This window comes from Phenylobacterium sp., from assembly GCF_036264965.1.
GTDB lineage: Bacteria > Pseudomonadota > Alphaproteobacteria > Caulobacterales > Caulobacteraceae > Phenylobacterium.
On sequence record NZ_DATAPY010000119.1, the window covers coordinates 1 to 25115 of the forward strand.

Genomic DNA, 25115 nt, shown 5'->3' on the forward strand with positions numbered 1-25115 from the left:
ATCCCGAGGCCTACCTGGCCGACGTCATCGGTCGCATCGCCGACCATCCCGCCAAGCGGATCGACGAGCTCCTGCCGTGGAGCTGGCAGGCCTTACAGGCGCCAGCCGATCAGGCGGCCTAGCCGTGGCCGCGATCGAAACCGTCTACACCCTGCCGCTCGTCGCCAAGAAACTCGGCGAAGACGAAGGCTGGCTGTGGGAGATCTCCTGCGAAATGACCCCGGAAGATGGCTGCCTGGGCATCATCGGTCTCAACGATGAGTACACCGTCGCCTTTACTGACGCCGGCATCGAGAACCTCGCCGAGCTGGTCGCGATCTACAAAGCCAACCCCAGCCGGCTGCTCCCGCTGCACTTGGACAGCTGAGCCCGAAGATCGCGCCGTGGGCAGCGGATGGCCCGAAACGTCGAGCGGGTTATGACCGGACGCTTACGGCTGAACTTCGGCGCGAGGGCTACGCAAAGGAGTGAGATACGGCCAGACCAAAGCCCTCCTTCTCACCCAGGATGCTTCGCCTTCCAGACCTTCAGGTCGTAGTCGATCGTCCTGGCCAACTTGTCGGCCGCGCGCTCAAAGGCCAGCGCCTGCTGGCGGCTGACATTTGATACGGCAATCGAGCTGATGATGGTCCGGTTGACGGTTTCGAACAGTGAGTAAGTCTCGGGATGAATAACGCCGGCCTCCGCTAGCCGGGCAGCTTGCAGGTCGGAGCCCGCCGGCATCGATCCCGGCAGAGCCACATCATATGCCCGCTGAATGGCCGCTGTGGCCGCATTCCATCCCTGCGCTAGGATTCGGGGCACGTCACGATGGTCCCGGCTGCCGGAGAGCTCCCGTTCGACGATCAGGGGACGGGCCTCCGTCTTTGCGGGCGCTTCGTCGAAGGCCAGAACCGGCGGCGTCGCAACGTTCGACGATGTGCCCTTGGGCTGATCGGGAGTTTGGGGCGGCTCAGGAAGCGCGGCGGCTTCGACGGCGAGGGCTGCCACCTGCTTTTCGAACGACGCCTCCAAACCCCATCCTTTGAAGGATGTAAGTTTCTGAAGAAGCGCGCGAATCTGCGAATTGAATAGAACAGCCAAGACGACGATGACAAAAGGCCAAGCCAAGGCCTTTACGAGTTCGGCTATGAACTGAAGCCAACTCAAGCCCGGCGTTCTCTCTTCGGCCTGAGCGCGCCATCCTGACGGCCGAGGCGATGATGGGGGTCGTCATCCATCGTGCATTCCCATTGTTAAGCCAAGTCCAACCCAACCGGCTCAGCTTCGCAGGTCATCTCACCGCCAGCAATGAGGCGGGCAGGCGCCCGCCGGCCACTTTCTGGGTGCGTTCCCCGGTATAGGCCGGCGAGGCTTAGCGCGGCCATTCTGCTTCAATCTGCGCCTTGCTCACCATGAGGTCGAGATAGCGAACTGTGGGGCGATTGTTCTCGCAGGCCGTATAGGATTGGGCGTCGGGGTCGGGGTTGTAGAGTGACAGTTCGTCAGGACGATTTTCGCGCCAAAACTCACTCGGTATCTTGTCGAACACGCCCAAGCGGTGGGTGCGGCCCCAAATGGTGATGTGGCCGTCTAGAGCCCTTTGGCGCATGTCGCTTACTGCCTGAACGATATCGCCGAGGAAGCCACCTCCGTGGTGCATGATCGAAGGGCCCCAACCTCCAAAGACGATGCGGCAGGCGGCCTCGCCAATTCCCACGTCTCGCCGGATGGCCGCCGACACCGAGGACCGGTCGCCGGCCGGCACACCATCGATCCTGAGGCGTCCGTTTTCCTTCCAGACCCGGCACCTAAGGTCCGCAGGCGCCACGTCGTCACCCGTCGCCCGCAGGTGAAGGATAGTGGCGACATCCGTATTGATCGTCAGCGCGTTACGCGCGACCTCCACTTGAATAAACGAGTCCGACGAGTCGAACTTCTCGGGGTCCATGGCTTCGCCATACGACACCAAGGGGACGAGGTGATAGTCACCAGCAGGGACCGTAAGCCCTTCCGCTAGCATCCAGGGGCCGATGTAGTCCGTCGCGGGCGACGTACTGAGAATCCGAACCGTAATGCCCCTCACGGTCTTCCGCGCATCCCGGTTGGAAATCCTCACCTTGAAGGTGCGTTTCGTGCTGTAGAGGCTTCCCTTGGTCTCGAAGAGCTCTCCGTCTTCGCCAACGTCAAGCGCCAGGGGTGACTGCGCGGGTGGGGACCCAAGCTTCGCGAACTCCTCCTCCGACATCGCCATGACTTGGCCCAAGGCGCTCCGGGGATCGATCGCGGCTAGCCCGTCAAGCGGAGCAGCGCGCGACCTTCGACTGAGCGTCACCATGATTGTGATCCAAATGGTGAGGCCCAGAGCCACGCCAGCCCACAAGGCTAGATCGGGCACCCTCACGCTCAGCTGGTCCCCCAGCCAACTCCCAAGGGGGTCGAGAATCTTCGACTTGGCGAGAGCCAATTTCGTCAGATAGCCGACAGTGCCGGAAAAGACGCCGGTAGCCGCGCCCTTCCCGATCCAAAGGGAGACCGCTTTGATCCTGCCCATGAAAACCCCCCGTCTTCCCGGGTTATGTCCCAAACAGTGGGTTTCGCCTCTCATTCGAATAGACGGTGGCCAGCGCCATCTCGTTCTTCAACCCCGATCAGCACTGATGCGCGAGGTGGCTCGCCGGGTTTTGGTGTAGGCGATGCTGATCTTCTCAGCCTTCGGGATGAGAAGAACCGAGACATGATCAAAGAGACGGTCGTTGGGCGTAGGCGTAATCGCGAAAGCGCTTTCCTGTTCGAGCCTGGTCCAAACGTCCAAAGACATTCCGATCAGATCGGGGCGAAACCCTCCCCGCCTTAGTTCATCCAGCCTAAAGTAGAGGTCAGCGGCGCCCGTAGCGCCCGCGATGTACTCGTCGAACCCCACGACCATTCCTTCTTGCTGCATGCCCATCGCCGCTAGGCGGCGAAGCGCCTCAGGACGGCTGATCGGCGGCCGCTGGTTCAGCGCCCAGCGGTCCAAGAGCGCGAGTTGATCGGGAGGCAGTCGTACACCGATCAGTTCCGATCCGACCGTCGGCCGTCCGCGCTTTTTCCTACCTTCAGGGATTGTCTCTCGCATGTTTTCTGATAACAGTAATTCGGCCAGAAGGGAAGGTGGAACTTCCCCTCCGGCCTGACCCGAAACGACGAATGGAGCTCGTCATGTCCCAGGCTACCGACAACAATATCACGGCTGCTCATATCCCAGCGAGCATGCTTGCCCTTCGCAGCCGGGCTCTCCTGTGGGTCAATTCCCACCCCGAGCGCGATCCGGGCCGCGACCCTGAATGGCAAAAGGCTTTCGACCAACTCTACGAGATAGAGCGACTGATTCTGTCAGCCCCCTCTTCTCGAGAGGCGCTGACTGCAAAACTACAGCTTGCGCTGCAAATGGAGCGCGAGGGCACTCACCTCCAGCCCCCGCAGTTGGCTTCGCTCTTGGAGGAGGCCTTGACGTTCATTGGAGGCGAGCCGGACAAGGCTGCCTAAAACCAAAGTTGGGGTCGATGTTGGGGTGACCACCACGCCGCACCAAAAAAACGGAGAAGAATCCTATGCCTATCTCGTCAGGTTGGCGGACGGGGTGGGATTCGAACCCACGGTAGGCTCGCACCTACGGCGGTTTTCAAGACCGCTGCCTTAAACCACTCGGCCACCCGTCCGGAGGGCGGGTTCTAGCAGGCCGAAGCGGGCCGCTCCACCCGCCGTGTCTAGCCGGGGATGGCGGCCGTCACGCTGTTGTAGGTCGCGATCAATTGGGTTCCCAAGGCGCCGACCGCGCCTAAGATCACGATAGCGATCAGGCTGGCGATCAGGGCGTATTCGATGGCGGTTGCGCCGGAGCGGTCCGCCAGCAGGCGTTGGCCGAGGCCCAGCATTGTGCAGCTCCTTCAGACCGTTCGGTCAGGTCGCACTGAAGGCGTCACATTGCCACAGCTAGGCTAATGGTCTGTGAAATCAGGGCAAAGGTTCTTGGTTATAATCCGAGTAGCTTTTCTCCTCGATGAGCTCGGAGCCCAGCGCCAGGTTGATCTCGCGCTTGAGGGCCGTGCGCACGTCGTTGCGGCGGTAGACGGAGCGGGCGAGCTCGATGAACCGCGGCCCGAAGTCGCCGGCCCGCTCCTGCTCGCGGATGGCGTCCTCGATCTCCCAGAGCGCCTCATTGACCTCGCCCAACGCCGCGCGCCAGCCGGCCAGCCGCGGATCGCCGCCCACCTCCGCCGCCGCGGCCTCCAGCGCGGCCAGCTCGCGGCGCACATTGGCCAGCGCCGCGGCCTCGGTGAGGCGGCGGCCCTTGATCTCCAGGATGGAGATCTTGTCGATCAGCTCACCCCAGGACACCGGCGCATCAGGCATGGGCCAGCGCCTCCAGGTCCGCCGTCATGGCCGCGAACACGCCGCGCCAGTCGCCCGGTTCGGCCTGTCGGTAGAGCCGCAGGCTCGGATACCACGCGCTGTCGGTCCTGCGGTCCATCCACCGCCAGTCGGCGACCTGCGGCAGGGCCAGCCAGGTCTTGACGCCCAGCGCGCCGGCCAGGTGCGCAACGCTGGTGTCCGGGGTGATGAAGAGATCGCAGCAGCTCATCGCCGCGGCCGTGTCCACGAAGAGATCCGGCCCGGGATCGAAGCCCTCGCCCAGGCTCTCCACCGTCATCCCCGGCGGCAGGCTGTCGAGCTGGTCCAGGCCGTTGACCTTCTGCAGGCTGATCAGCCGCACGCCGGGGATCGCCGCCAGGTTCTGAAGCTGTGCGAGCGGGAACGAGCGTTGCAGCGGCAGGGCGTAGGGCGCGGTGCTGCCCTGCCAGACCACGCCGACCTTGAAGTCTTGCGGTCCGATCGCCTGGCGCCAGCGGTCCACGCGGGCCGGATCGGCGGCGAGGTACGGCTCACGCGGCAGGGTTTCGAGCGTGGCGCCCAGGCCGTGCGGCAGGCTCATCAGGGCCGATTGATAGTCGTAGCCCTCGACGACCTCATCCTCGTCCAGCAGGACGATGGAGGGCCCGAGGCTCCGCAGCAGGGCGTGCATGGCCCGCGGCGCGGCGAAGCTGACCTTCGCGCCGGCCCGCTCGGCGGCCGCCACGAAGCGGCTGAACTGGATCACGTCGCCCTGGAACAGCTCCGGATAGACGAACAGCGACTTGCCCGCCAAGGGCTCGCCTCGCCAGGGACGCTCCAGTCGGTAGCGCGGGTCGGAGAAGGTCGGACAGGCCTTGCGCCACTCATATTCCTCGAAGCCGCCCGCATAGTCGCCCAGGTGAAGCCGGCAGACCGCGCGGTTGTGATGGGCGATGGCGAAGTCGGATTGGATGGCGATGGCCCGATCATAGGCCGCCACCGCCTCTTCGACGCGGCCCAGGGCCTTCAGCGCCCCGCCGCGGTTGTACCAGGCGGCCGCATTGTCCGGCTCCAGGGCGACGGCCCGGTCGAAGCTCTCCAGCGCCGCCGGCCAGTGGCCGAGACCCCGCAGCGCGTCGCCTCGATCCATGTGCGCCCCCGCATGCCGGGGCCAGAGCGCAATAGTCCGATCGAAGGCGAAGACCGCGTCCTGCAACCGACCGAGCGCCTGCAGGGCCACGGCGCGACCGTGATGGGCGTGGGCGATGTTCGAATTGAGCGCCAGGGCCCGGTCGAAGTCGGCGAGCGCCGCCGGCGCTTCACCCAGCGCGTTCAGCGCCATGCCGCGGTTGACGTGCATGACCGGGTCATCCGGCCGCGACGCCAGGGCCTCAGTGATCAGTTCAACAGCCCGCGCCGCCTGCCCCTGCTGATGCCACGCCAGGCCGAGGTAGTGCTGGGCGTCCGGATTGCCGGGATCGCGCCGCAGGACCTCCTGGTAGATGATCGTCGCGTTGCGGGGGTCGCCGCCCTTGTGGACGTTCAGGGCCACCTGCAGCATCCCGGCGACGGCCTCGGCGGGCGACGTTCCCTCAGCGCCCGAAGGACCGATCGCCAAGGCCTGTTCTCCACACGTCAGCCGGGGCCCGCACCGCGCGGGCTGCGCGTGGGTTTGAACGCGAAAAGCGGCGCCCTGACAAGCCGGGGCCCGGAGCCTTCCGCCAGGGCACGGTTCCCTTTCGCAGTGGCCGGCGCCTAGGATGGCCGCCAAAAGCCCTGGGAGGCGACGATGCACGACCTGGTGATCCGCGGCGGTACGGTGGTCGACGGCGCGGGCGGTCCGCCCCGCCTCGCCGACGTGGCGGTGGACGGCGGCCTGATCAGCAAGGTGGGCGAGGTCACCGCGGCCGGACGCCGCGAGATCGACGCCACGGGCCTGCTGGTGACGCCGGGCTGGGTCGATATCCACACCCACTATGACGGCCAGGCCACCTGGGACCCCTATCTGTCGCCCTCCTGCTGGCACGGGGTGACGACGGTGGTGATGGGCAATTGCGGCGTGGGGTTCGCGCCGGCCCGCCCCGATCGCCACGACTGGCTGATCGGCCTGATGGAGTCGGTGGAGGACATCCCCGGCTCGGCGCTGGCCGAAGGCATCAAATGGGACTGGGAGACCTTCCCCGAATATCTCGACAGCCTGGACCGCAAGAGCTTCGTCCTCGACGTCGCCACCCAGGCCCCGCACGGGTCGATCCGCGCCTACGTCATGGGCGAGCGCGGTGCGCGCAACGAGGCGGCCTCCCCCGCCGATATCGCCGAGATGGCCCGCATCACCCGCGAAGCGCTCGAAGCCGGCGCGCTGGGCTTCTCCACCTCCCGCACCCAGCTCCACCGCGCCAAGGACGGCGAGCCGGTCCCCGGCACTTTCGCGGGCGCCGACGAAATGGTCGGCATCGGCCAGGCGGTCGGCGCCGCCGGTCACGGCGTGTTCGAGATCGCCTCGGACATGATGATCCCGGAGGACGAGTTCGCCTGGATGAAGCAGTTCGCCGCCGCGTCCGGCCTGCCCGTCACCTTCGGCATGCTGCAGTCGCCGATGCAGCCGGAGAAGTGGCGCGACCTCCTCAAGCTCACCGAGGACGCGCGGGCCGAGGGCGCGCAGATCACCGCTCAGATCGCCTGCCGCCCGACCGGCATGGTGCTGGGATGGCAGTCGAGCGTGCATCCCTTCGTGCAGAAGGCCGCCTACCGCGCCATCGCCGCCCTGCCCTTCGCCGAGCGGCTGACGCACCTGAAGGACCCCGCGGTCCGCGAGGCGATCCTCAATGAGGAGGTGCCGCCGCCGCCCGGCCTCGGCGCGCTCCTGACCCACGCCTTCGGCAACATGTTCCGGCTGGAACGCGACGGTCGCCTCGACTACGAGCCGCGGCCCGAGGACAGTATCGCCGCCGAGGCCGCCCGCTCGGGGCGCCAGCCCCAGGCGATCCTCTACGACATGCTGATGGAGAACGATGGGCGCGGGTACATCTACCTGCCGCTCCTGAACTACGCGAAGTTCAACTTCGACCACATCGCCGAGATGATGAACCACCCGGCCACCATCCTCAGCCTGTCGGACGGCGGCGCCCATTGCGGGGTGATCTGCGACGCCAGCTTCCCGACCTACATGCTCAGCTACTGGGTCCGCGACCGCGAGCGGGGTGAGCGCCTGCCGCTGGAAAAGGTGGTGGCCATGCAGACCCGCGACACCGCCCGGCTCTACGGCATGCACGACCGCGGCGTGCTGGCGCCGGGCCTGAAGGCCGACATCAACGTCATCGACTTCGAGCGGCTGAACATCCTGGCGCCGGAGATGATCTTCGACCTGCCCGCCGAGGGCCGCCGCCTGGTGCAGCGCGCCGAAGGCTACCGCGCCACCGTGGTCTCCGGCGTCGTGACCTTCGAGGACGGCGAGGCGACTGGCGAGCTGCCGGGGCGTCTGGTCAGGGGCCCGCAGACCGCGCCGGCCCTGCTGGCGGCGGAATAGCCGGGCTCAAGCTGCCTTCAGGACTTGTCGGCTTGCGGCCGGACGAGGTCGGGCTAGGGTTCGCGCCTCACCCGACGGAAAGCGCAGCCCCATGTACCAGCTTCACTACTGGCCCACGCCCAATGGCAAGAAGGTGACCATTCTCCTGGAGGAGCTGGGGGTCCCCTACGAGATCGTGCCGATGAATATCGGCCGCGGCGACCAGTTCACGGCGGAGTCCCTGAAGATCAGCCCGAACAACCGCATGCCGGCCCTGGTCGACACCGCGCCCGCCGGCGGCGGCGAGCCGATCGGTGTCTTCGAGTCCGGCGCGATCATGCTCTACCTCGCCGAGAAGGAAGGCCGCTTCTGGCCGCAGGACACGCGCGGCAAGTACGAGGTCCTCCAGTGGGTCATGTGGCAGATGGCCAACCAGGGCCCGAAGACCGGCGAGCGCGGCCATTTCTCCCGCGTGCCGCCGGAAATGGGCGACCAGTCCTACGCCCAGCGCCGCTTCGCCGACGAGGTCCACCGCATGTACGGTGTGCTGAACAACCGCCTGTTCGATCGCCACTATCTCACCGGAGCCGACTACTCGGTCGCCGATATGATCTGCTACCCCTGGACCGCCAGCTGGAAGCTGCAGGGCATCGACCTGGACGAGTTTAAATATTTCAAGCGCTGGTTCGAGGAGCTGTCCGCCCGGCCCGCGGTCGAAAAGGGCATGGCCGTCACCGCCGGCCCGCCGGAAGACCCGGCCAGCGTCAGCCCGGAAGAACAGGCCCGCCGCCGCAAGCTGCTCTACAACCAGCGCGCCCGCCCCGCGCCCGAGGGCGGCCTGATGACGGTCTAGGGCGCGCGCCCAAGTCTGGCTGGGTCAGCCGCCGGCGCTGACCAGCACGAACGGCGCCCAGGAACCCGGGTGCGCCCAGATCGGCTGCCATCCGGCCACCGGCTTGCCGCCCGGCAGGACGCCGGTCCGCACCGCCCGCATGGCGGCCTGCAGCGCGGCGGCTTTGGAAAGCTCCGGATGGGCCCGTTTCAGCGCGATGGTCTGCACGGTCAGAGCGGCGGTCACCTCGTCGCCCACCTCCCAATGCGACACCAGGAGCGCGCGCGCCCCGGCGTAGAGGAAGGCCTTCGCCAGCCCCGACAGCGTTTCGGCCCCCGGCGCGCCGTCCGCAGCGGCGGTGTTGCACGCCGAGAGGATCACCCAGTCCGCGGACAGTGAAAGCCGCGCGGCTTCCGACGCCGTGAGCACCCCGTCGTCGTCCGGCGTTGGGACGGTGGGCGGCGTCAGCACCAACCCCGGCTCATCGAGCCCCTTCAGCGCATGCGGGAGCAGGCCGTGGGTGGCGAAGATCACCACCCGGGCCTGCGGTAGCTGAAGCGAGGCCTTCACCGCCGCCTCGGTCGCCTGCGGGCCCATGTGCAGCGCCGACGCCGGCGCGCCCAGCGCCGCGGCCATGGCGGTCAGCTCCGCCCGCGTGCCGGGCAGGGCCGCAAAGCCCTGGCGTAGCGTCGCCGGGTCGGCCAGGCCCAGGCCGTCGGCGCCAACGCCCCGGAATACCCGCAACCCACCACGAGGCCGCGCAGCGGGCGGTTGGGCCGCTTGGTAGCCGGCGAGGACGGGATCGCCGTATCCGGCCAGCGCCTCCCGGTGGGCCGGCGCCTTCAACGCGCCCAGCGCCCGCAAGCTGGAGACCGTCGGCAGGGTGACCAGCGCGTACCGGTCAGCGAACCACGGCGCCGCCTTCAGGCTGTTGGCGTCGCGGCCGGGGCGCGCGCCCGGCGCCTGGGTCTGTAGCACCGCGAGTGGCAGGCCGCTGAGCGGCCCCGTGGAGGTCACATAGAGGGTCTTCACGCCCTTGAGCGCCGATTCCACAGGCTGGACGAGGTCGCGATAGAGCTCGAAGGCGGCCCGTCGGTCGAACGGCGGCAGATCATCCGGCGCCCCGCCGCCGGGGTCGCTACCCAGTTGGCACGTGCCGGGGTCGGTCTGGCAGCGCAGGCGCGTGACCTTCTGCGCCACCGCCCTGGCGGCCCCCTTTGCCCGACGCCATTCGACGTGCGTCCGGCTGAGCGCGAAGACGTGCACGTCCACGTCCGACGGCACGATCAACAGCAGGCCCTCACCGGGTCCGAGCCGCGCCTGGACGGCCGCCAGGTCCAGCGCCTCCGGCGAGACCAGCTCGGCGTAACGCGGGAACCGCGCCCGGACCTGCGCGTGCAGCCGCGCCAGCTCGTCCCCCGACCGCTGCAGCTCCCCGCGCATCGTCGCCGCCGTCGCCGCATCGCCGGCGCCCAGGGCCTGCAACAGGCGCGCCTCGTAGCCTCGCGCCATGACGGCCAAGTCCTGCTCGCGGCGCACCGTGTCGGCCAGTCCCGCCTGCCCGGCCGCGACCCGCGCCGCGGCCTGCGCCAGCGCCGCCCCGGCCGCGGACCGGTCTAGGTCCTGCGCCGCCAGAAAGGCCGGGGCGCGCACGCGCCGGCGCTCGGCCGGCCCCTGCTCCGCCACGCCCGCCGCGGCCGCCAGGTAGATGCGGAACGCCGCGCCGTCGTCGGCCGGGGCCGCCGCGCCGTCGTCCCGGTCCTCCGCGACGCCCCGCTCGCGCCGGCGCAGCTGGCGCATCGCGTCCGCCGCCGTCAGGGCATAGCCCTCCGCCTCGGCGAACCGGTCCTGCCCGCCGAGGCTGAAGGCGAGGTTGGCGTAGCTCGTCGCCGTGTCCGGATGCAGCTCGCCGAGCGTCGCCCGCCGGATCTCCAGCGCCTGGCGATAGAGCCCCTCCGCCTCGGCCCGCCGCCCCTGGCCGTCCAGCACCGCCGCCAGGTTGTTCACGCTCGTCGCGGTCACCGGATGGCCTTGGCCCAGCACCGCGCGGCGCACCTCCAGCGCGTGGCGGTACAGCGGCTCGGCTTCGGCGAGCCGGCCCTGGCTGTCGAGGTTGTAGGCGAGGTTGTTCTCGCTGGCCGCCGTCAGCGGATGGCGCTCGCCCAGGGTGGCCCGCCGGGTCTCCAGCGCCTGGCGGTAGAGCGGCTCGGCCTCGGCGAAGTGGCCCTGGTCGTCCAGATTGGCGGCGAGGCTGTCGGCGCTGGCGGCCGTCAGCGGATGGCGCTCGCCCAGCGCGGCGCGGCGGATCTCCAGCGCCTTGCGGAACAGCGGCTCGGCCTCGCCGTAGCGCCCTTGGGCTTTCAACGCGGCCGCGAGGTTGCCATAGCTCTGCGCCGTCTCCGGATGGTCCTCGCCCAGCGCCGCCTGGCGGATCTCCAGCGCCCTGGCGAACAGCGCCTCGGCCTCGGCGTAGCGGCCCTGGTCCTCCAGGTTGACGGCCAGGTTGTTCAGCCCGATCGCGGTGGCCGGATGGCGCTCGCCCAGCATCGCGCGGCGGGTCTCCAGCCCGGCGCGATAGAGCGGCTCGGCCTCGCCGTACCGCCCCTGGGCGTTCAGGTTGGCCGCGAGGTTGGTCTCGGCCGCCGCGGTCGAGGGGTGCCGCTCGCCCAGGGCCGTGCGAAACGTGGCGAGCGCGCCGCTCAACAGAGGCTCGGCCTCGGCGTAGCGGCCCTGGGCGCCCAGATTGGTCCCCAGGTTGTTGCGGCTGGCGGCGGTCTCGCTGGAGCCCTCGCCCAGCGCCGTCGTCCGGATCGCCAGCGCCTCGCGCAGCAGCGGCTCGGCCTCGGCGTACTTGCCCTGGTCGCCCAGATTGTAGGCCAGGTCGTTCAGGCTGCCCGCCAGAGCCGGATCGCGGGGCCCCAGCGCTGCGTGGCGGATCTCGTAGGCCTTGCGGAACATCGGCTCGGCGTCGCCCGCCCGCCCTTCTGCGGACAGCACGCCGCCCAGGTTCGCATAGCTGAGAGCGGTCACCGGATCGCGCGCGCCTTGCGTGGCCAGCCGGATCTCCAGCGCCGTGCGATAGAGCGGCTCGGCCTCGGCGTACCGGCCCTGGGCGCTGAGGTTGGCGGCCAGGTTGTTGTAGTTGCCCGCGGTGACGGCGCTGCGTTCGCCCAGCGCGGCCCGGGCGATCTCCAACGCCCTGGCGAACAACGGCTCAGCCTCGGCGTAGCGGCCCTGGGCGTCCACGCAATAGGCCAGGTTGTTATAGGCCATCGCCGTGTCGGGATCGCGGTCCCCCAGCGCCGCGCGGCGGATCTCCAGCGCCCGGCGCAGCAGCGGCTCGGCCTGCGCGTAGCGGTCGGTCTCCTCCAGCGTGTCGGCGATGGCGCCCAGCGCGACCGCGACCTGAGGATGCCGCGGCCCATACGTCGCCTCCTCGATCGCCAGCGCCCGGCGCATCACCCGCTCGGCCTCGTCCCAGCGGCGCGCGTCCCGCGCCGCCAGGTAGGCCTTAGTCAGGGTGTCCAGCTCCGCGGCTTCCTCCGCTGTCGGCGCGCGGTCCGCGGGCGGCGATGCAGGCTGGACCGCCGCGGCCGTGGGTGCGGCCCCCGGCGCAGCGGCGCCCCTGGCCGCCGGGCCCGCAGCCACCGCCAGCACGAGGAGCCCGAGGCGCACGCCGGCGCGGACGTCGATCACTCTGCCCCCTTCGCGCGCCCCTGCGTCGTCAGCCTGCCACGCCCACGCTTCGTATGTCGAGCGCGCGAGCCTTGGGCCGCGCCGAGGTTCAGAGCATCCTGAACAGGCGAAGCTGCGGAACCTCCGATCGGCCACACCAATGTCGCTTAAAATTTGACTTTGGCGGATCTTGACGTTCTCTGTTTGTTCGTGACGCGTCAGCCGGAAAAACAGGCCCGCGCCGAGGCCATGCTGGGCGAGCTCGCCGAGCTCAGCCTGATGGTGGCCAAGGAACTCGCCGTGCGGCTGCGCGAGTGCGAAGACGTGGAGCAGACGGTGGCCCTGGCCGACGCCTTCCAGAAGACCTCGCGGGTGGTGCGCCTGACCCTGGCGCTGGACTTCAAGCTGGAACGGGACGCCGCCCGCGACGCGAAAGAAGCAGCTCGCGAGGCCGAGGCGGTCGCACCGCCGCCCGTCCCGCCGGCGCGCCCTGCGTCCAGTCGGATCGAACACCGCAAGAGCCGCGTCCGCAACCTGCTGAACCGCCTGCTGTGGACCGAATCCGAGGGCGACGAGGAAGACTACGAGGTGCTGTTCGACGACCTCACCGCCCGCCTCGACGAAGCCGCCCGCAGCCCCGACTTCGAGGAACTTCCCATCGAGGTCCTCGCCCGCCGCATGATCGCCGACATGGGCCTCACCGGAGAGCTGACCTTGAGCCTCTGCGAGACGCCGCCCGACGGCGGCGAGCCGTCCCAGCCCCCACTGGCCGACACGGGCCAAGGGAACACAAGACAAGAAAACCACGGAAAACACGGAAAGAGCACGGAAGAGCGCGCGCCAGCGCGCAACAAAATCCTGCCTCAGCCGCAAACGGCCCTCAGCCCCCTTCCGTGCTCTTTCCGTGTTTTCCGTGGTTCAAAAGATTGAGCCTCCGCTTCCGCGGAGCCTCGGGCCATCCAGCTTGGCGTCCTAGTAGACCACCACGCTGCGGATGCTTTCGCCGGAGCGCATCAGGTCGAAGGCCTCGTTGATCCGCTCCAGGGGCATCGTATGGGTGATCATCGGGTCGATCTGGATCTTGCCGTCCATGTACCAGTCGACGATCTCCGGGACGTCGGTGCGCCCGCGTGCGCCACCGAAAGCCGTGCCTTTCCAAACTCTTCCGGTGACAAGTTGGAACGGCCGCGTGGCGATCTCCTTGCCGGCCTCGGCCACGCCGATGATGATGCTCTCGCCCCAGCCGCGGTGGCAGGCCTCCAGGGCCTGACGCATGACAGTGGTGTTGCCGGTGCAGTCGAAGGTGTAGTCGGCGCCGCCGTCGGTCAGCTGGACCAGATGGGCCACCAGATCGCCCTCGACCGTCTTGGGATTCACGAAGTGGGTCATACCGAACCGGCGGCCCCAGTCTTCGCGCGCCGGATTGATGTCGACGCCGACGATCATCGAGGCTCCGACCATCTTGGCGCCCTGGATGACGTTGAGGCCGATGCCGCCCAGGCCGAAGACCACTACATTAGCCCCCGGCTCGACGTCGGCGGTGTTGACGACCGCGCCGACCCCGGTGGTCACGCCGCAGCCGATGTAGCAGGCCTTATCGAAGGGGGCGTCGGTGCGGATCTTCGCCACCGCGATCTCCGGCAGGACCGTGTAGTTCGAGAAGGTCGAGCAGCCCATGTAGTGGAAGACGGTCTGGCCCTTATAGGAGAACCGGCTGGTCCCGTCGGGCATCAGCCCCTTGCCCTGGGTGGCGCGGATCGCGGTGCAGAGGTTGGTCTTGCGGGAAAGGCAGCTTTTGCACTGCCGGCATTCCGGCGTGTAGAGCGGGATCACGTGGTCGCCCGGCTTCACGCTGGTGACGCCAGGGCCCACCTCGACCACCACGCCCGCGCCCTCGTGGCCCAGGACTGAGGGGAACAGACCTTCCGAATCCAGGCCGTCCAGGGTGTAGGCGTCGGTGTGGCAGACGCCCGTCGCCCTGATCTCCACCAGCACCTCGCCGGCCTTGGGCCCTTCCAGGTCCAGCTCGACGATTTCCAGCGGCCGCTTGGCCTCGAATGCGACGGCGGCGCGGGTCTTCATGGGCGTCCTCGTGAGATTCTCTGGGGGCTGATTTGCGGGCGCGACCATTCCCCAGCCGCACGCGATTGTGAAGCGCATAAGCGGCTTGTGGCGCCGCTTGCGCAACGCGGACCCCACATCGGCGTTACGCCAACATGAGCGAGCCTCTCGAACTCTCCGACCTCGAACGTGACGTCCTGCTGGCGGCGCTGCGCGAACCCCTGTTCGACCGCGACCCGATGGTGATGGGCCTGTGCCTGCACCTCTGCGGCCGGCGCCTGATGCAGCGGGCCGGCGGGGCCGCCATCGCCAACGGCTGGCGCGGTTCCCCATACGCCTTCGTGCTCACCCGGGAGGGTTGGAACCTGCTGAAGTCCGAACGCCTGCGGACCCCGATCCGCCGAGCGGGCTGAGGAGCGCAGCCCATGCACGCAAGATCGATACGCCTCATCCTCCTGGCCTCGGCCGCGGGCGCTCTGTTGCTCACCGGCTGCGGCAAGAAGGATGACACCACGACCGTCAGCGTCATGGATACGTCGCTGCCGGCCGGGACTGACAGCAGCAGCGCCGGCCGGCTGTCCACCGCCGCATCCGGCCCAGCGACCACGGCCGCGGGCGGCGGCGCGGCCTTCGGCGGCGGAAGCAACGGCGCGGCGAGCGCCGATCTGGCGCAGACCGCCGCGGTCTCACCGCCGGCGAACTCCAACGGGTCCTTGCCGGCCAGCCCCGGCGTCGGCCCGGCGGGCGGCGCTGGAGCCCAGGCCGCGATCAACGCCTCGGCCCTGGCCGTCGCCGCCAGCGCGACTGCGCCCGCGCGCGCCGCCACGCCCGGAACGGTGGCTTCGGGCCGCACCGTGACGCCGGTGGGCGGCGCCCTGGGCCCGAGCGGAACCTCCGGCGCCCCAGGACCGACCGCCGTAGCCGCCGGCTCCGTCGCCGCCGGTGCGGCGCCCCGCTAGGCTCGCGGGCCCCGCCGTTGTATGCGGCGCCATGGCTGACGCCGAAATCCTTGTCGACGCCCGCGGACATCGCTGTCCCGTGCCGACGCTCCGTCTGCGGAAGGCGTTGGAGGCCGCGCCGGCCGGCGCTCATGTGCGCCTGCTGGCCGACGATCCGATGGCGCGCGTGGATGTCCCTCACTTCGCCGCCGAGGTGGGTGCCGCAATCCTCAGCCGCGACGAGTGCGAAGGCGGCTTCAGCTTTTTGGTGGCGAAGCCTTAGGCGGGCCGTGCGCGTCGATCGCCAGTTCCACCTCGGTCGCCAGCGCGCCGCCGTAGAAGATCGCGTTCACGTTCCACGACAGCCAGATCAGGAAGATCACCACCGTGGCGATCGAGCCGTAGGTGGCGCCGAGCTGGGAAATCCCCTCCACATAGAAGCCGATGGCCCAGGAGGCGAAGAGGCAGAGGACGGCGGCGCTGAACCCGCCCAGCAGCGAGGCACGCCACCGCACAGGCCGCCGCGACATCGCCCAGCGGTAGATCAGCGCCATGCCGAGCGTCAGGCCGACGCTGGCCCAGGTCCACTCACTGTAGAGCCACGGCACGCCCTCGAAGGGCTTCAGGTCGAAAGCCGAGCCCGCCACTCGCAGGCCCAGGAAGATGGCCGACATCACGCCGAGCACGGCGAAGGTCGCCACCAGCACCGCGAGCGCCAGCAGGTTGAAGCCGACGAACCCCATCGGCTCATCCTCGTCATGAATGAAGGACAGGCCCGCCAGCATCGCCTTGAATCCGCGATGCGCGGCATAGAGGCCGACCAAAAGGGCGAAGACGCCCTGCGCCGACATCGCCACATGCGGGGCGTGCGCCAGGCGGATCAGCTCCTGCTGCACGATGGTCCGGGCGCCCTCCGGCACGATCAGCGCCAGCACCTCGCCCTCGTGCTCCGCCTGCAGGGGGCTGGAGAGGAGGCTGTAGAGGGTGACCATGATGGCCAGCGCCGGGAAGATCGCCAGCAGGACGAAGAACGAGACGCCGCCCGTGTAGAGCATCACGTCGCGGCCCCAGAGCCGGGTCAGCGCGCGACCCACGGTCAGGACCGTCATCTGCGCCCAGAAGAACGGATTCCACTGGACGGCGCGCAGCCGTGAGATGAACGGGAGAGCCGTCATGACGGGCGAAAGTGCGGAGGAACGGCGCCCTCCGCAAGGCGGGCGCTGAACAAATCCGCTCGACCTGTCGGCCCGGGCAGGGTTGGTTCGTCGTTACGGGCAGACGCCGGGCGCGCCGCCGGGCGAAGGCTGAAGGGAGTTAGAGCGATGCGGGTGATGGTGATCGTGAAGGCCAATCCGGAGTCGGAGGCTGGCACCCTGCCGACGCCGGAGTACATCGAGGCCATGGGCGCGTTCAACAACGCGCTGATCGCCGCGGGCGTCATGCTCGACGGCGGCGGGCTGCGGCCCAGCGCCAAGGGCGCGCGGGTGCGTCTGTTGCGCGGCCAGGCCATGGTCACCGACGGTCCCTTCGCTGAGACCAAGGAACTGATCGGCGGCTACTGGATCTGGCAGGTGACGTCCCTGCAGGACGCCATCGACTGGGCCCGCAAGGCGCCGACCGACGGCGACAGGCCGTTCGACCTGGAGATCCGCCCGTTCTTCGAGCCGGAGGACTTCAGCGAGGTCGCCACGCCCGAACTGATCGCCGAAGAGCAGGAATGGCGCGAGCGCCAGGCGATGAACGCCCCGAAGGCGCCGGCCTGACCTCCAAATAGAACCGGCGCGCCGCCTCTTAGCGCGACGCCCAGATCGCCGAAAGAGAAACGGCGCGCCACCTGTTAGGGTGGCGCGCCGCCGATGGGCGTGTCGTTCCATCAGGTTATCCGTCGCTTCGAGGGACGGGAGAGCGCGGCGAACAACCTGGGGGTCACTGTGGGACCTGCCGGCTGAACCCAAGCTGAACGGCCGCGTCAGGAAACCGTATCTTTCACCAGTGTGTCGCCGGCGCTCAGGGCGTCGATCTCGCCGGGCGTGAAGCCCCAGTCGGCTAGAGCTTCGCGGTCGTGGGCCCCGACGGCCGGCGGCGGACCCTGGATCGCGCCCGGCGTGACGGAGAATCGCGGCGCGGGCGCGGGCTGGATGACCCCGGCCACCTCCACGAAGGTCTGGCGCTGGGCGTTGTGCGGATGCTTGGGCGCCTCGTCGAGGTCGAGGACGGGGGCGAAACAGACGTCGGTGCCGTCCATGATTTCGCACCACTGCGCCTGGGTCTTGCCGGCGATGGCGGCGGCCAGCTTCTCGCGCAGTTCCGGCCAGACTGAGCGGTCCATCTGGCGGGCGAACTGCGGATCGATGATGCCGGTCTTCTCCAGCAACAGCGCATAGAACTGCGGCTCGATGGAGCCGATGGAGATCCACTTGCCGTCGGCGCACTGGTAGGTGTCGTAGAAGTGGGCGCCGCCATCCAGCAGGTTCTGCCTCCGCTCCTCCTTCCACATGCCCGAGGCCTTGAAGCCGTAGAACATGGCCATCAGCGAGGCCGCCCCGTCGCTCATGGCGCAGTCGATCACCTGACCCTGGCCGGTCTCGCGCGCCTGGATCACGCCCGCCAGCAGGCCGAAGGCTAGATAGAGCGCGCCACCGCCGAAATCGCCTACCAGGTTCAGCGGCGGCACGGGCTTCTCCGCCGTGCCGATGGCGTGCAAGGCGCCGGTGATGGCGATGTAGTTCATGTCGTGGCCGGCGGCGTTGGCGTAGGGGCCGGTCTGACCCCAGCCGGTCATGCGGCCGAACACCAGCTTGGGATTGCGTTTCAGGGCCACATCCGGCCCCAGGCCGAGCCGCTCCATCACGCCGGGGCGGAAGCCCTCGATGATCGCGTCGGCCCTTTCCATCAGCTTCAGGCAGGCCTCGATGGCGGCTGGGCTCTTCAGGTCCAGCGCCACCGAGCGGCGGCCGCGGGCCGTAATGTCGCTGGGCGCGCCGCCGCGCCCGCCCTTGCGGTCGATCCGCACCACGTCCGCGCCCAGGTCGGAGAGCAGCATGCCGCAAAACGGGCCCGGCCCGATCCCAGCGAACTCCACCACCTTCAGTCCGGTCAGCGGTCCCTGACGCATCGTCTCACTCCCTTGGTCTTGACGCACAAGTAAAGCGCCCTGCCCCTCGGTCAGCCAAGCGCTAGCCGCCGCCCGGCAGGCTCTGGCCGTCGTCGATGATGATCAAGCTGCCGGCGATCGCCGCGCCGGCGGGCCCGGCCAGCATCAGCAGGGCCGCGTCCAGGTCGCTCTCTTGCATCAGGCGGCGGCGCGGGAACCGCTTGATCTGCGCGGCGCCGCCCTCGGTCTCGAACCACGCGTCATTGATGCCGCTGAGGATGTAACCGGGGCCGAGCGCGTTGACGGAAATGCCACGCCGCGCCCACTCCCGCGCCATCACCCGAGTCATCATCGCCACCGCCGCCTTGGACCCGCAGTAGGCCGACAATCCCGGCAGGTTGGTCTGCGCCGCCACCGAAGCGATGTTGACGATCCGCCCTTCACCGCGCTCCGCCACGCCGGAGGCAATCATCAGCCTCGCGGCGGCCTGGGCCGCGAAATAGGTCCCGCGGACATTCACCGCGAAGGTGTCGTCGAAGTGCTCGACGGTCATGTCCAACGCCATGCCGTCGCCGCTGACGCCGGCGTTGTTGATCAGGATCGAAATCGGCCCCAGCGCCGCCTCGATCTCGCCGAAGGCCGGCGCTATGGATTCGGCGTCCGCGACATCCAGCCGCAGGGCCATGGCCCGATGCCCCTGCCCGGCCAACTCGCCGGCGATCGCCTCGACCTTCTCCACTCGCCGCGCCGTCACAGCCACAGCGGCGCCCTCGCGCGCCAGGACCCTTGCGAAGTGCTCGCCGAGGCCGCCGGAGGCCCCAGTGATGACTGCAACCTTTCCTTGCAAAATTGCATCCATCTTCAACACCCTTAACCCTTCTTGACCTGTCGCAGCCTAAGCTCTGCGTCTATCGTGCCGGTCGAGTCATGTCTTCGGGCCAACTTGGGGTCCTAAGAAAGGAAATAGATGTCGTCGAGCGTCCAGGCCCGCATCCTGATCGTGGCGCGGGATGACACCCTGGCGGGACCGCTCGCCGAGGGGCTGGACCGCCTGGGTTGGCGCACCATCACAGCGCGCGGAAAGTTCGCGGCCGTCACCGCCATTTCCGACCTCCAGATCGAAGCTGCGATCATCGATCTGCGCGGAGTCGGCGAAGAGGCCCTGGGTCTGGCCCGCCGGCTGAAGGCCGCCTGTGCGCCGCGCAGACTCCCGGTCATCGCCATCGGCGATCCGGACCCGATCCTAGAGACCTACGGCTTCGATGTGACTCTGGCCGCCCCGCTGCATCCGGCCCAGGCCGCCATGCGGCTGGAGACCCTCGTCCGCACCGCCGTCGCCGAGGAAGAATTCGACCTTCGCACCGAGACCTTCGCCGAGTTCGGCCGCAAGTTCGAGCCACCGGAGACCGACGTCAGCCCCTATCGTGTCCTGGCGATCGGCGAGCCTGCCCCGCAGTTCCTGGCGCTGTCCAACGCCCTTTTGCGCAACGGCGCCGACGTGGTGGGCGCGTTCACCGCCTACACGGCCTTCGACTACCTGCACGAGCGGATATTCGATGCGGTTGTACTGTGGGCTGGCGACAATCCGCAGGAGGCGCTGTCGATCGCCGCGGGCCTGCGCCGCAACACCCGCCTCTATCACACGCCCGCCCTGCTCTACATGCGCAAGGAGACCTACGTTACGACCTCGGAGGCCTTCCATCGCGGCCTGTCGGACGTGGCCTCGCCGGAGACCCCCGAAAGCGAGACGGCGCGCCGGATCGTCGAGCTGGCCCGCAGCTATCGCCGCCAGATGGGCGTGCGCCAAGCCCTGGAACAGGCGCGCACCTCCGGCCTGATGGACGCCTCCACCGGGCTCTTCACCCGCGATCTGTTCGCCGCCCATCTGGGCCGGCTGGCGGCCGCCGCTAAGGTCCGCAACCGCGCCCTCAGCGTCTGTGTGCTCAAAGTCGCCGAGAAGCCCGAGCTGAAGGCCGCCCGCGCCAGCGGCTGGCTCGACCGCGCCATCCCGCAGATCGGCTCTATGGTCAGCCGCCTGGTGCGGGTGGAAGACACCGCCGCGCGCCTGGGTCCGGAGGTGTTCGCCCTGGCGCTTCCTAATACGCCCGGCCCCAACGGCCGGCTGGCCGGCGAGCGCATCGCCGCGGTGATCGGCTGCACGGCCTTCGAGGCCGGTGACGGCGCCCCGCCTTTCGTGGTGGAGTTCGACTTAGGCGTCGCGCCAGTGACGTCCGCCGAAAGCGCCGGGCGCGCGCTCGAAGAGGCGGCCGCCCATGCCCACGGCCTGAAAGCGAGTTGATGCACGGTCCTCCCCCGAACGCGCCCGCCTGGACCAACCTGCTTCCCCTTTTCGCTGTCGCGCTGGTCATCCTGCGCAACGCCCGCGCGCGGCGGCTGCGCATCGAGGCCATGTGGGTCGCGCCCGTGATCATCGTCGCCCTGATCGCCCTGGCCTTGAGCGCCGAAGGCATGCCGGCGCCCCTTGGCCTGGCGCTGGATGCCGCGGGGTTGGTGGTCGGAGCGGGACTCGGTTGGTGGCGCGCGCGCTTCACCCAAATCACGGTGGATCCGCTGACCCACGAGCTGACCAGCCGCGCCTCTCCGCTCGGCATGTTGGTCATCCTGGCGGTCTTTGCGGTCCGTTTCGGCATCCGCTACCTGGCGCAGCAGAACGGGACGACGCTGGGCGTCTGGGCCATAGCGCTGCCCGACGCGCTCCTGGTCATGTCGGTCGGTCTGGTCTGCGCGGGCCGGATCGAGATCTTCATCCGGGCCACGCGGCTGCTCAACGAGGCCCGCGCTCAGGCGAGCCTTCCCTAACCCCGCGGCTCAGGCGGCCAGGCGCGCCAGTTCGGTCAGCACACGCTCGGCGGCGTTCAGCCGCTGCTCGGGCGTCTCCCATTCGCCCTTCACGACGACCTTGTTGTCGGGGCGTACGCGCCAGGCGACCTGATTCTTGGCCACGAACTGAATCAGGGCCATGGGATTCTTGAAATCGTCGTTGCGGAAGGTGACGACCGCGCCCTTCGGCCCAACGTCGATCTTGGCGACATTGGCCTCGCGGCAGAGGCCCTTTATGGCCACGACCTTCAGGAGCTGCCCGGCCTCCGGCGGCAGGGGTCCGAAGCGATCGATCAGCTCGGCGGCCAGGGCTTCGCGGTCCTGCGCCTTTTCCGCGTCCGACAGGCGGCGATACAGCGACAGGCGCACGTTGAGATCGGGGACGTATTCCTCGGGGATCAGCACCGCCGCGCCGGTGTTGATCTGCGGCGACCAGCCACGGTCATTGTCGGTGGCCTCGGCGCCGGCGCGGGTCTTCAGCTCGTTGACCGCGTCCTCCAGCATCTGCTGGTAGAGCTCGACGCCGATCTCTTTGATGTGGCCCGACTGCTCTTCGCCCAGCAGGTTGCCGCCGCCACGGATATCCAGGTCGTGGCTGGCCAGCTGGAAGCCGGCGCCCAGGCTGTCCAGCGACTGCAACACCTTCAGCCGCTTCTCAGCCGAGAGCGTGATCTGCTTCTCCGCCGGCGTGGTCATGTAGGCATAGGCGCGGGACTTGGCCCGCCCGACCCGGCCACGCAGCTGATAGAGCTGGGCCAGGCCGAACATGTCGGCGCGGTGGATGATCAGGGTGTTTGCGGTCGGGATGTCCAGCCCGCTCTCCACGATCGTGGTCGACAGCAGCACGTCGTACTGGCCGTCGTAGAAGGCGCTCATCACCTCCTCGAGCAGGGTCGGCGCCATCTGGCCATGGCCGACCACGAACTTCACTTCCGGCACCTGCTCGCGCAGGAACCGCTGCAGCTCCGGTAGGTCGGAGATGCGCGGGGCGACATAGTAGGCCTGACCGCCGCGGTACTTCTCGCGCAACAAGGACTCGCGGATGACCACGGGGTCCCAGGGCGTGATATAGGTCCGCACCGCCAGACGATCGACCGGCGGCGTGGCGATGATCGACATCTCGCGGATGCCGGACAACGACATCTGCAGGGTCCGCGGGATCGGCGTGGCGGTGAGCGTCAGCATGTGCACGTCGGCCCGAAGCTCCTTGAGCTTCTCCTTGTGCTTGACCCCGAAGTGCTGCTCCTCGTCGACGATCACTAGGCCGAGGTTGCGGAAGCCCACCTGTTTGGACAGCACCGCGTGGGTGCCGACGATGATCTCGACTTCCCCGTTCTTCAGCGCTTCCCGGGTCTCGGCGGCTTCCCTGGCCGGGACCAGGCGTGACAGCCGGCGTACCTTCACCGGCCAGCCCTCGAACCGCTCGGTGAAGGTCTTGTAGTGTTGACGCGCCAGCAGGGTCGTGGGCGCCACGACCGCCACCTGATGGCCGCTCATCGCCACGACGAAGGCCGCGCGCAGCGCCACCTCGGTCTTGCCGAACCCCACGTCGCCGCAGATCAGCCGGTCCATCGGCTTGCCGGCGCTCAGATCCTCCAGCACGTCGCCGATGGCGGTCAGCTGGTCGTCGGTCTCCTCATACGGGAAGCGAGCGCAGAACTCGTCGAACACGCCATGCGGCGGCGCCATCGGGTCGGTGGTCTTGGTGGCGCGCTCGGCGGCGATGCGGATCAGGCCCTCGGCCATCTCGCGCAGCCGTTCCTTGGCGCGGGCCTTGCGCGCCTGCCAGGCCGCGCCGCCCAGCCGGTCGAGGATCACCCCCTCGGACTCCGCGCCGTAGCGGGTGAGCAGGTCGATGTTCTCAACCGGCAGGTAGAGCTTGGCGTCGCCGCCGTAGTGCAGTTCCAGCGTGTCGTGCGGCGCGCCCTGCACGTCCAGGGTCTTCAGGCCGGCGTAGCGGCCGATGCCGTGGTCGATATGGACGACGATGTCGCCGGGCGAGAGCGACGAAGCCTCCGCCAGGAAGTTCGACGCGCGGCGCTTCCGCCGCGGCCGCGACAGCCGGTCGCCCAGGATGTCGGTTTCGGAGATGACCGCCAACGTATCGGTCTCGAAGCCGGCTTCCAGCGGCAGCACCACCCGCTGCGGCGTCTTCGGACTGGCGGCCTTGGCGGCGTCCCAGTAGGCGGCGTATGGGACGTCGTTCAGCCCGTGGTCGGCGAGCATCGAGCCCAGGCGATCGGACGAACCATCCGACCAGGACGCGAACAGCACCCGCTTTCCGGCCGCGGCCAGGGTGCGGGCATGGTCGGCCGTGGCCTGGAATAGATTGACGCTGTCGCGCTGACGCTCCGGCGCGAAGCTGCGCCCGGCGCGCGCGCCCATGTCGATGACCGTGTCGCCCTCGGCCTCCTGGAAGGCGGAGAACCGCCGGGTGGCGCGCTTGGCGAGCTCGGCCTGCCACTCGTCCTTGGTCAGGTAGAGTTTGTGCGGCTCCAGCGGATGATAGTGGATCCGCCGCTCGGTGTTGGAGCGCGCCTCATAGGCGTCGAGGACCACGGCCAGGCGCTCATCGCGCGCCTCCCGCGACAGGTGATCCAGCACGATCGCCGAACTCGCCGGTAGATAGTCGAACAGAGTCGCCAGCTGCGGATAGAAAAGCGGCAACCAGTGCTCCATGCCGGCTCGGCGCCCGCCCTCAGAGACCGTGGCATAGAGCGGATCATCGCCGGCGGCCCCGAAGGTCTCGAGATAGCCGGCGCGGAAGCGGGAGATCGCCTCCTTGTCGAGCAACGCTTCGCTGACCGGCAGCAGGCTCACGTCCTTCAGCTGCCTGGTGGAGCGTTGGGTCTCCGGATCGAAGGCGCGGATGGATTCCAGAGTGTCGCCGAACAGGTCCAGGCGCACCGGCTCCTCGGCCGATGGCGGGAAGACGTCAATCACCCCGCCGCGGATGGCGAACTCGCCCTTTTCCGAGACGGTGGAAGCGCGCTGGTAGCCATTGATCGCGAAATAGGCCTCGAGATCGGCGATCTCGACCATGTTGCCGGTGCGGGCCGAATAGCCGGCCCGCTCCACCGCGGACTGCGGCGGCACCCGCTGGACCAGCGCCGGGACTGTGGTGACCAGGAGACGCGGCGTCTTCTCGTCCAGGCCGGCGCTCAGCCGCGACAGCGTGGTCATCCGCTGCGCCGCCACGCCGGCCGAGGGCCCGATCCGGTCGTAGGGCAGGCAGTCCCACGCCGGGAAGGTCAGGATCTCGACCTCCGGCGCGAAGAAGCGGAAGGCGTCGGCGAAGGCCGAAAGCCGGGTCCCGTCGCGCGCCACGAACACCGTGAGGCCTTTGCGGGCGCGCACGATGTCGGCCATCACCAGGGCGTCGAAGCCCTCCGGCGCGCCGATCAGGTCGAGGCGGCCGGGATCGTCGGCGACGCGGCGCATCTCCGCGGCGCTGATGGGCCGTGAACCGTCAGCCGCCACGCGCTTCACCTAAGCCAACTTCAAAGCGAAAGGCTTTGATCTGGTTCATGATTTCGTGATCGAACTCGGCGGGCGTCTCCGCCGTACCGACGATCCAGGCGTAGAGATCCTGATCTGGGACCTCAAGCAGCACCTCGAACGTGTCGAGTTCGGATGCGCTCATATCTGGGACGTGCTTGTCCGCGAACGGCCCCAGAATGAGGTCCGCTTCCCGGAAGCCCCGGCGCCAGGCCCGGAACCTCAGCTTCTTCAGCCGGGCGTCACTGTCAGTCGTCATGAAGAGGCGCCGGATATAGAGCGCGCGGTCGGCAAGCGCCAGTCGGCTATGCTGCAATC

At 68.7% G+C, this 25115-nt stretch carries 25 protein-coding genes and 1 tRNA gene; 12 read left to right on the top strand and 14 right to left on the bottom strand.

Going from position 1 to position 25115, the window contains the following annotated elements:
• Together VHS75_RS15660 and VHS75_RS15665 are read left to right on the top strand one after the other, a co-directional pair.
• The coding region (locus tag VHS75_RS15660) for a transposase domain-containing protein (protein WP_329639588.1) at nt 1-122 on the top strand (122 nt) is incomplete at its 5' end.
• Between the two features lie 2 nt (nt 123-124).
• Nucleotides 125-367: a hypothetical protein gene (locus tag VHS75_RS15665; RefSeq protein ID WP_329639546.1), complete on the top strand. Its 243-nt coding sequence runs from the start codon at nt 125-127 to the stop codon at nt 365-367.
• A 131-nt stretch (nt 368-498) separates the two neighbouring features.
• Here the strand turns inward: VHS75_RS15665 and VHS75_RS15670 are convergent, their stop codons facing one another.
• From VHS75_RS15670 to VHS75_RS15680, 3 genes are all read right to left on the bottom strand, one after another.
• Complete coding sequence (locus VHS75_RS15670) at nt 499-1149, bottom strand: hypothetical protein (RefSeq protein WP_329639547.1); 651 nt, start codon at nt 1147-1149, stop codon at nt 499-501.
• A gap of 205 nt (nt 1150-1354) precedes the next feature.
• The gene (locus VHS75_RS15675) at nt 1355-2533 is read right to left on the bottom strand and encodes a hypothetical protein (RefSeq protein ID WP_329639548.1); all 1179 of its coding nucleotides are present in this window, start codon (nt 2531-2533) and stop codon (nt 1355-1357) included.
• Between the two features lie 87 nt (nt 2534-2620).
• Complete coding sequence (locus VHS75_RS15680) at nt 2621-3097, bottom strand: hypothetical protein (RefSeq protein ID WP_329639549.1); 477 nt, start codon at nt 3095-3097, stop codon at nt 2621-2623.
• Between the two features lie 83 nt (nt 3098-3180).
• Here VHS75_RS15680 and VHS75_RS15685 point away from each other — a divergent pair, with 83 nt between their 5' ends.
• The gene (locus VHS75_RS15685) at nt 3181-3507 is read left to right on the top strand and encodes a hypothetical protein (protein WP_329639550.1); all 327 of its coding nucleotides are present in this window, start codon (nt 3181-3183) and stop codon (nt 3505-3507) included.
• Nucleotides 3508-3590: 83 nt separating this feature from the next.
• Here the strand turns inward: VHS75_RS15685 and VHS75_RS15690 are convergent.
• The 4 genes from VHS75_RS15690 to VHS75_RS15705 all read right to left on the bottom strand — a co-directional run bounded on the left by VHS75_RS15690 (nt 3591) and on the right by VHS75_RS15705 (nt 5971).
• Nucleotides 3591-3680: transfer RNA gene (locus VHS75_RS15690), tRNA-Ser, on the bottom strand.
• Between the two features lie 48 nt (nt 3681-3728).
• Nucleotides 3729-3896: a Flp family type IVb pilin gene (locus tag VHS75_RS15695; RefSeq protein ID WP_329639551.1), complete on the bottom strand. Its 168-nt coding sequence runs from the start codon at nt 3894-3896 to the stop codon at nt 3729-3731.
• 79 nt (nt 3897-3975) lie between these two features.
• Entirely contained in the window at nt 3976-4374 is a 399-nt protein-coding gene (locus VHS75_RS15700; protein WP_329639552.1) for a DUF6165 family protein, read from the bottom strand.
• Complete coding sequence (locus VHS75_RS15705; RefSeq protein ID WP_329639553.1) at nt 4367-5971, bottom strand: tetratricopeptide repeat-containing glycosyltransferase family protein; 1605 nt, start codon at nt 5969-5971, stop codon at nt 4367-4369. Before VHS75_RS15705 ends, VHS75_RS15700 begins: the two co-directional genes overlap by 8 nt.
• Before the next feature lie 171 nt (nt 5972-6142).
• Between VHS75_RS15705 and VHS75_RS15710 the strand changes: the two genes are divergently transcribed.
• Nucleotides 6143-7879: an N-acyl-D-amino-acid deacylase family protein gene (locus VHS75_RS15710; RefSeq protein ID WP_329639554.1), complete on the top strand. Its 1737-nt coding sequence runs from the start codon at nt 6143-6145 to the stop codon at nt 7877-7879.
• 91 nt (nt 7880-7970) lie between these two features.
• A complete protein-coding gene (locus tag VHS75_RS15715) occupies nt 7971-8711 on the top strand; it encodes a glutathione S-transferase N-terminal domain-containing protein (RefSeq protein WP_329639555.1) in 741 nt (246 codons plus the stop codon).
• A gap of 24 nt (nt 8712-8735) precedes the next feature.
• Here the strand turns inward: VHS75_RS15715 and VHS75_RS15720 are convergent, their stop codons facing one another.
• Nucleotides 8736-12386 carry a CHAT domain-containing tetratricopeptide repeat protein gene (locus VHS75_RS15720; RefSeq protein WP_329639556.1) on the bottom strand — a complete coding sequence of 1217 codons (3651 nt, stop codon included), beginning with the start codon at nt 12384-12386 and terminating at the stop codon, nt 8736-8738.
• Between the two features lie 159 nt (nt 12387-12545).
• Between VHS75_RS15720 and VHS75_RS15725 the strand changes: the two genes are divergently transcribed.
• Nucleotides 12546-13295, top strand: a complete 750-nt coding sequence (locus tag VHS75_RS15725) for a hypothetical protein (protein ID WP_329639557.1) — start codon at nt 12546-12548, stop codon at nt 13293-13295.
• Nucleotides 13296-13337: 42 nt separating this feature from the next.
• Here the strand turns inward: VHS75_RS15725 and VHS75_RS15730 are convergent, their stop codons facing one another.
• Nucleotides 13338-14447: an S-(hydroxymethyl)glutathione dehydrogenase/class III alcohol dehydrogenase gene (locus VHS75_RS15730; protein ID WP_329639558.1), complete on the bottom strand. Its 1110-nt coding sequence runs from the start codon at nt 14445-14447 to the stop codon at nt 13338-13340.
• 134 nt (nt 14448-14581) lie between these two features.
• Here VHS75_RS15730 and VHS75_RS15735 point away from each other — a divergent pair, with 134 nt between their 5' ends.
• From VHS75_RS15735 to VHS75_RS15745, 3 genes are read left to right on the top strand one after another with little or no spacing between them, the layout of a single operon-like run.
• Nucleotides 14582-14839 carry a hypothetical protein gene (locus VHS75_RS15735; protein ID WP_329639559.1) on the top strand — a complete coding sequence of 86 codons (258 nt, stop codon included), beginning with the start codon at nt 14582-14584 and terminating at the stop codon, nt 14837-14839.
• A 12-nt stretch (nt 14840-14851) separates the two neighbouring features.
• The gene (locus VHS75_RS15740) at nt 14852-15385 is read left to right on the top strand and encodes a hypothetical protein (RefSeq protein WP_329639560.1); all 534 of its coding nucleotides are present in this window, start codon (nt 14852-14854) and stop codon (nt 15383-15385) included.
• Between the two features lie 31 nt (nt 15386-15416).
• Nucleotides 15417-15647, top strand: coding sequence for a sulfurtransferase TusA family protein (locus VHS75_RS15745; protein ID WP_329639561.1), 231 nt, complete (start codon nt 15417-15419; stop codon nt 15645-15647).
• Here VHS75_RS15745 and VHS75_RS15750 read toward each other — a convergent pair.
• Complete coding sequence (locus VHS75_RS15750) at nt 15622-16539, bottom strand: YihY/virulence factor BrkB family protein (RefSeq protein ID WP_329639562.1); 918 nt, start codon at nt 16537-16539, stop codon at nt 15622-15624. The two genes, VHS75_RS15745 and VHS75_RS15750, sit on opposite strands and share 26 nt — an antisense overlap.
• Before the next feature lie 147 nt (nt 16540-16686).
• Here VHS75_RS15750 and VHS75_RS15755 point away from each other — a divergent pair, with 147 nt between their 5' ends.
• On the top strand, nt 16687-17127 hold the full coding sequence (locus VHS75_RS15755; protein WP_329639563.1) for a YciI family protein: 441 nt from the start codon (nt 16687-16689) through the stop codon (nt 17125-17127).
• Nucleotides 17128-17333: 206 nt separating this feature from the next.
• Here VHS75_RS15755 and VHS75_RS15760 read toward each other — a convergent pair whose 3' ends face one another.
• Together VHS75_RS15760 and VHS75_RS15765 are read right to left on the bottom strand one after the other, a co-directional pair.
• Nucleotides 17334-18479, bottom strand: a complete 1146-nt coding sequence (locus tag VHS75_RS15760) for a CaiB/BaiF CoA-transferase family protein (protein WP_329639564.1) — start codon at nt 18477-18479, stop codon at nt 17334-17336.
• A 61-nt stretch (nt 18480-18540) separates the two neighbouring features.
• Nucleotides 18541-19305 (bottom strand): SDR family NAD(P)-dependent oxidoreductase, encoded by a 765-nt coding sequence (locus tag VHS75_RS15765; protein WP_329639565.1) that lies wholly within the window; start codon nt 19303-19305, stop codon nt 18541-18543.
• Between the two features lie 120 nt (nt 19306-19425).
• Here VHS75_RS15765 and VHS75_RS15770 point away from each other — a divergent pair, with 120 nt between their 5' ends.
• Both VHS75_RS15770 and VHS75_RS15775 read left to right on the top strand, forming a co-directional pair.
• Nucleotides 19426-20757, top strand: coding sequence for a diguanylate cyclase domain-containing protein (locus VHS75_RS15770; protein WP_329639566.1), 1332 nt, complete (start codon nt 19426-19428; stop codon nt 20755-20757).
• A complete protein-coding gene (locus tag VHS75_RS15775) occupies nt 20757-21278 on the top strand; it encodes a hypothetical protein (protein ID WP_329639567.1) in 522 nt (173 codons plus the stop codon). Before VHS75_RS15770 ends, VHS75_RS15775 begins: the two co-directional genes overlap by 1 nt.
• A gap of 9 nt (nt 21279-21287) precedes the next feature.
• Here the strand turns inward: VHS75_RS15775 and mfd are convergent, their stop codons facing one another.
• Together mfd and VHS75_RS15785 are read right to left on the bottom strand one after the other, a co-directional pair.
• Nucleotides 21288-24740, bottom strand: a complete 3453-nt coding sequence (mfd, locus tag VHS75_RS15780) for a transcription-repair coupling factor (protein ID WP_329639589.1) — start codon at nt 24738-24740, stop codon at nt 21288-21290.
• Nucleotides 24741-24768: 28 nt separating this feature from the next.
• Nucleotides 24769-25113 (bottom strand): succinate dehydrogenase assembly factor 2, encoded by a 345-nt coding sequence (locus VHS75_RS15785; protein ID WP_414694337.1) that lies wholly within the window; start codon nt 25111-25113, stop codon nt 24769-24771.
• Between the last annotated feature and the right edge of the window lie 2 nt (nt 25114-25115).

What these genes read in the sequence shown, in the direction of transcription:
- VHS75_RS15740 (WP_329639560.1), top strand. Translation starts at nt 14,852, where the DNA reads ATGCACGCAAGATCGATACGCCTCATCCTCCTGGCCTCGGCCGCGGGC.
- VHS75_RS15715 (WP_329639555.1), top strand. Translation starts at nt 7,971, where the DNA reads ATGTACCAGCTTCACTACTGGCCCACGCCCAATGGCAAGAAGGTGACC.
- VHS75_RS15730 (WP_329639558.1), bottom strand. Translation starts at nt 14,447, where the DNA reads ATGAAGACCCGCGCCGCCGTCGCATTCGAGGCCAAGCGGCCGCTGGAA.
- VHS75_RS15680 (WP_329639549.1), bottom strand. Translation starts at nt 3,097, where the DNA reads ATGCGAGAGACAATCCCTGAAGGTAGGAAAAAGCGCGGACGGCCGACG.
- VHS75_RS15755 (WP_329639563.1), top strand. Translation starts at nt 16,687, where the DNA reads ATGCGGGTGATGGTGATCGTGAAGGCCAATCCGGAGTCGGAGGCTGGC.
- VHS75_RS15770 (WP_329639566.1), top strand. Translation starts at nt 19,426, where the DNA reads ATGTCGTCGAGCGTCCAGGCCCGCATCCTGATCGTGGCGCGGGATGAC.
- VHS75_RS15685 (WP_329639550.1), top strand. Translation starts at nt 3,181, where the DNA reads ATGTCCCAGGCTACCGACAACAATATCACGGCTGCTCATATCCCAGCG.
- VHS75_RS15750 (WP_329639562.1), bottom strand. Translation starts at nt 16,539, where the DNA reads ATGACGGCTCTCCCGTTCATCTCACGGCTGCGCGCCGTCCAGTGGAAT.
- VHS75_RS15675 (WP_329639548.1), bottom strand. Translation starts at nt 2,533, where the DNA reads ATGGGCAGGATCAAAGCGGTCTCCCTTTGGATCGGGAAGGGCGCGGCT.
- mfd (WP_329639589.1), bottom strand. Translation starts at nt 24,740, where the DNA reads ATGCGCCGCGTCGCCGACGATCCCGGCCGCCTCGACCTGATCGGCGCG.
- VHS75_RS15735 (WP_329639559.1), top strand. Translation starts at nt 14,582, where the DNA reads ATGAGCGAGCCTCTCGAACTCTCCGACCTCGAACGTGACGTCCTGCTG.
- VHS75_RS15745 (WP_329639561.1), top strand. Translation starts at nt 15,417, where the DNA reads ATGGCTGACGCCGAAATCCTTGTCGACGCCCGCGGACATCGCTGTCCC.
- VHS75_RS15695 (WP_329639551.1), bottom strand. Translation starts at nt 3,896, where the DNA reads ATGCTGGGCCTCGGCCAACGCCTGCTGGCGGACCGCTCCGGCGCAACC.
- VHS75_RS15775 (WP_329639567.1), top strand. Translation starts at nt 20,757, where the DNA reads ATGCACGGTCCTCCCCCGAACGCGCCCGCCTGGACCAACCTGCTTCCC.
- VHS75_RS15700 (WP_329639552.1), bottom strand. Translation starts at nt 4,374, where the DNA reads ATGCCTGATGCGCCGGTGTCCTGGGGTGAGCTGATCGACAAGATCTCC.
- VHS75_RS15710 (WP_329639554.1), top strand. Translation starts at nt 6,143, where the DNA reads ATGCACGACCTGGTGATCCGCGGCGGTACGGTGGTCGACGGCGCGGGC.
- VHS75_RS15760 (WP_329639564.1), bottom strand. Translation starts at nt 18,479, where the DNA reads ATGCGTCAGGGACCGCTGACCGGACTGAAGGTGGTGGAGTTCGCTGGG.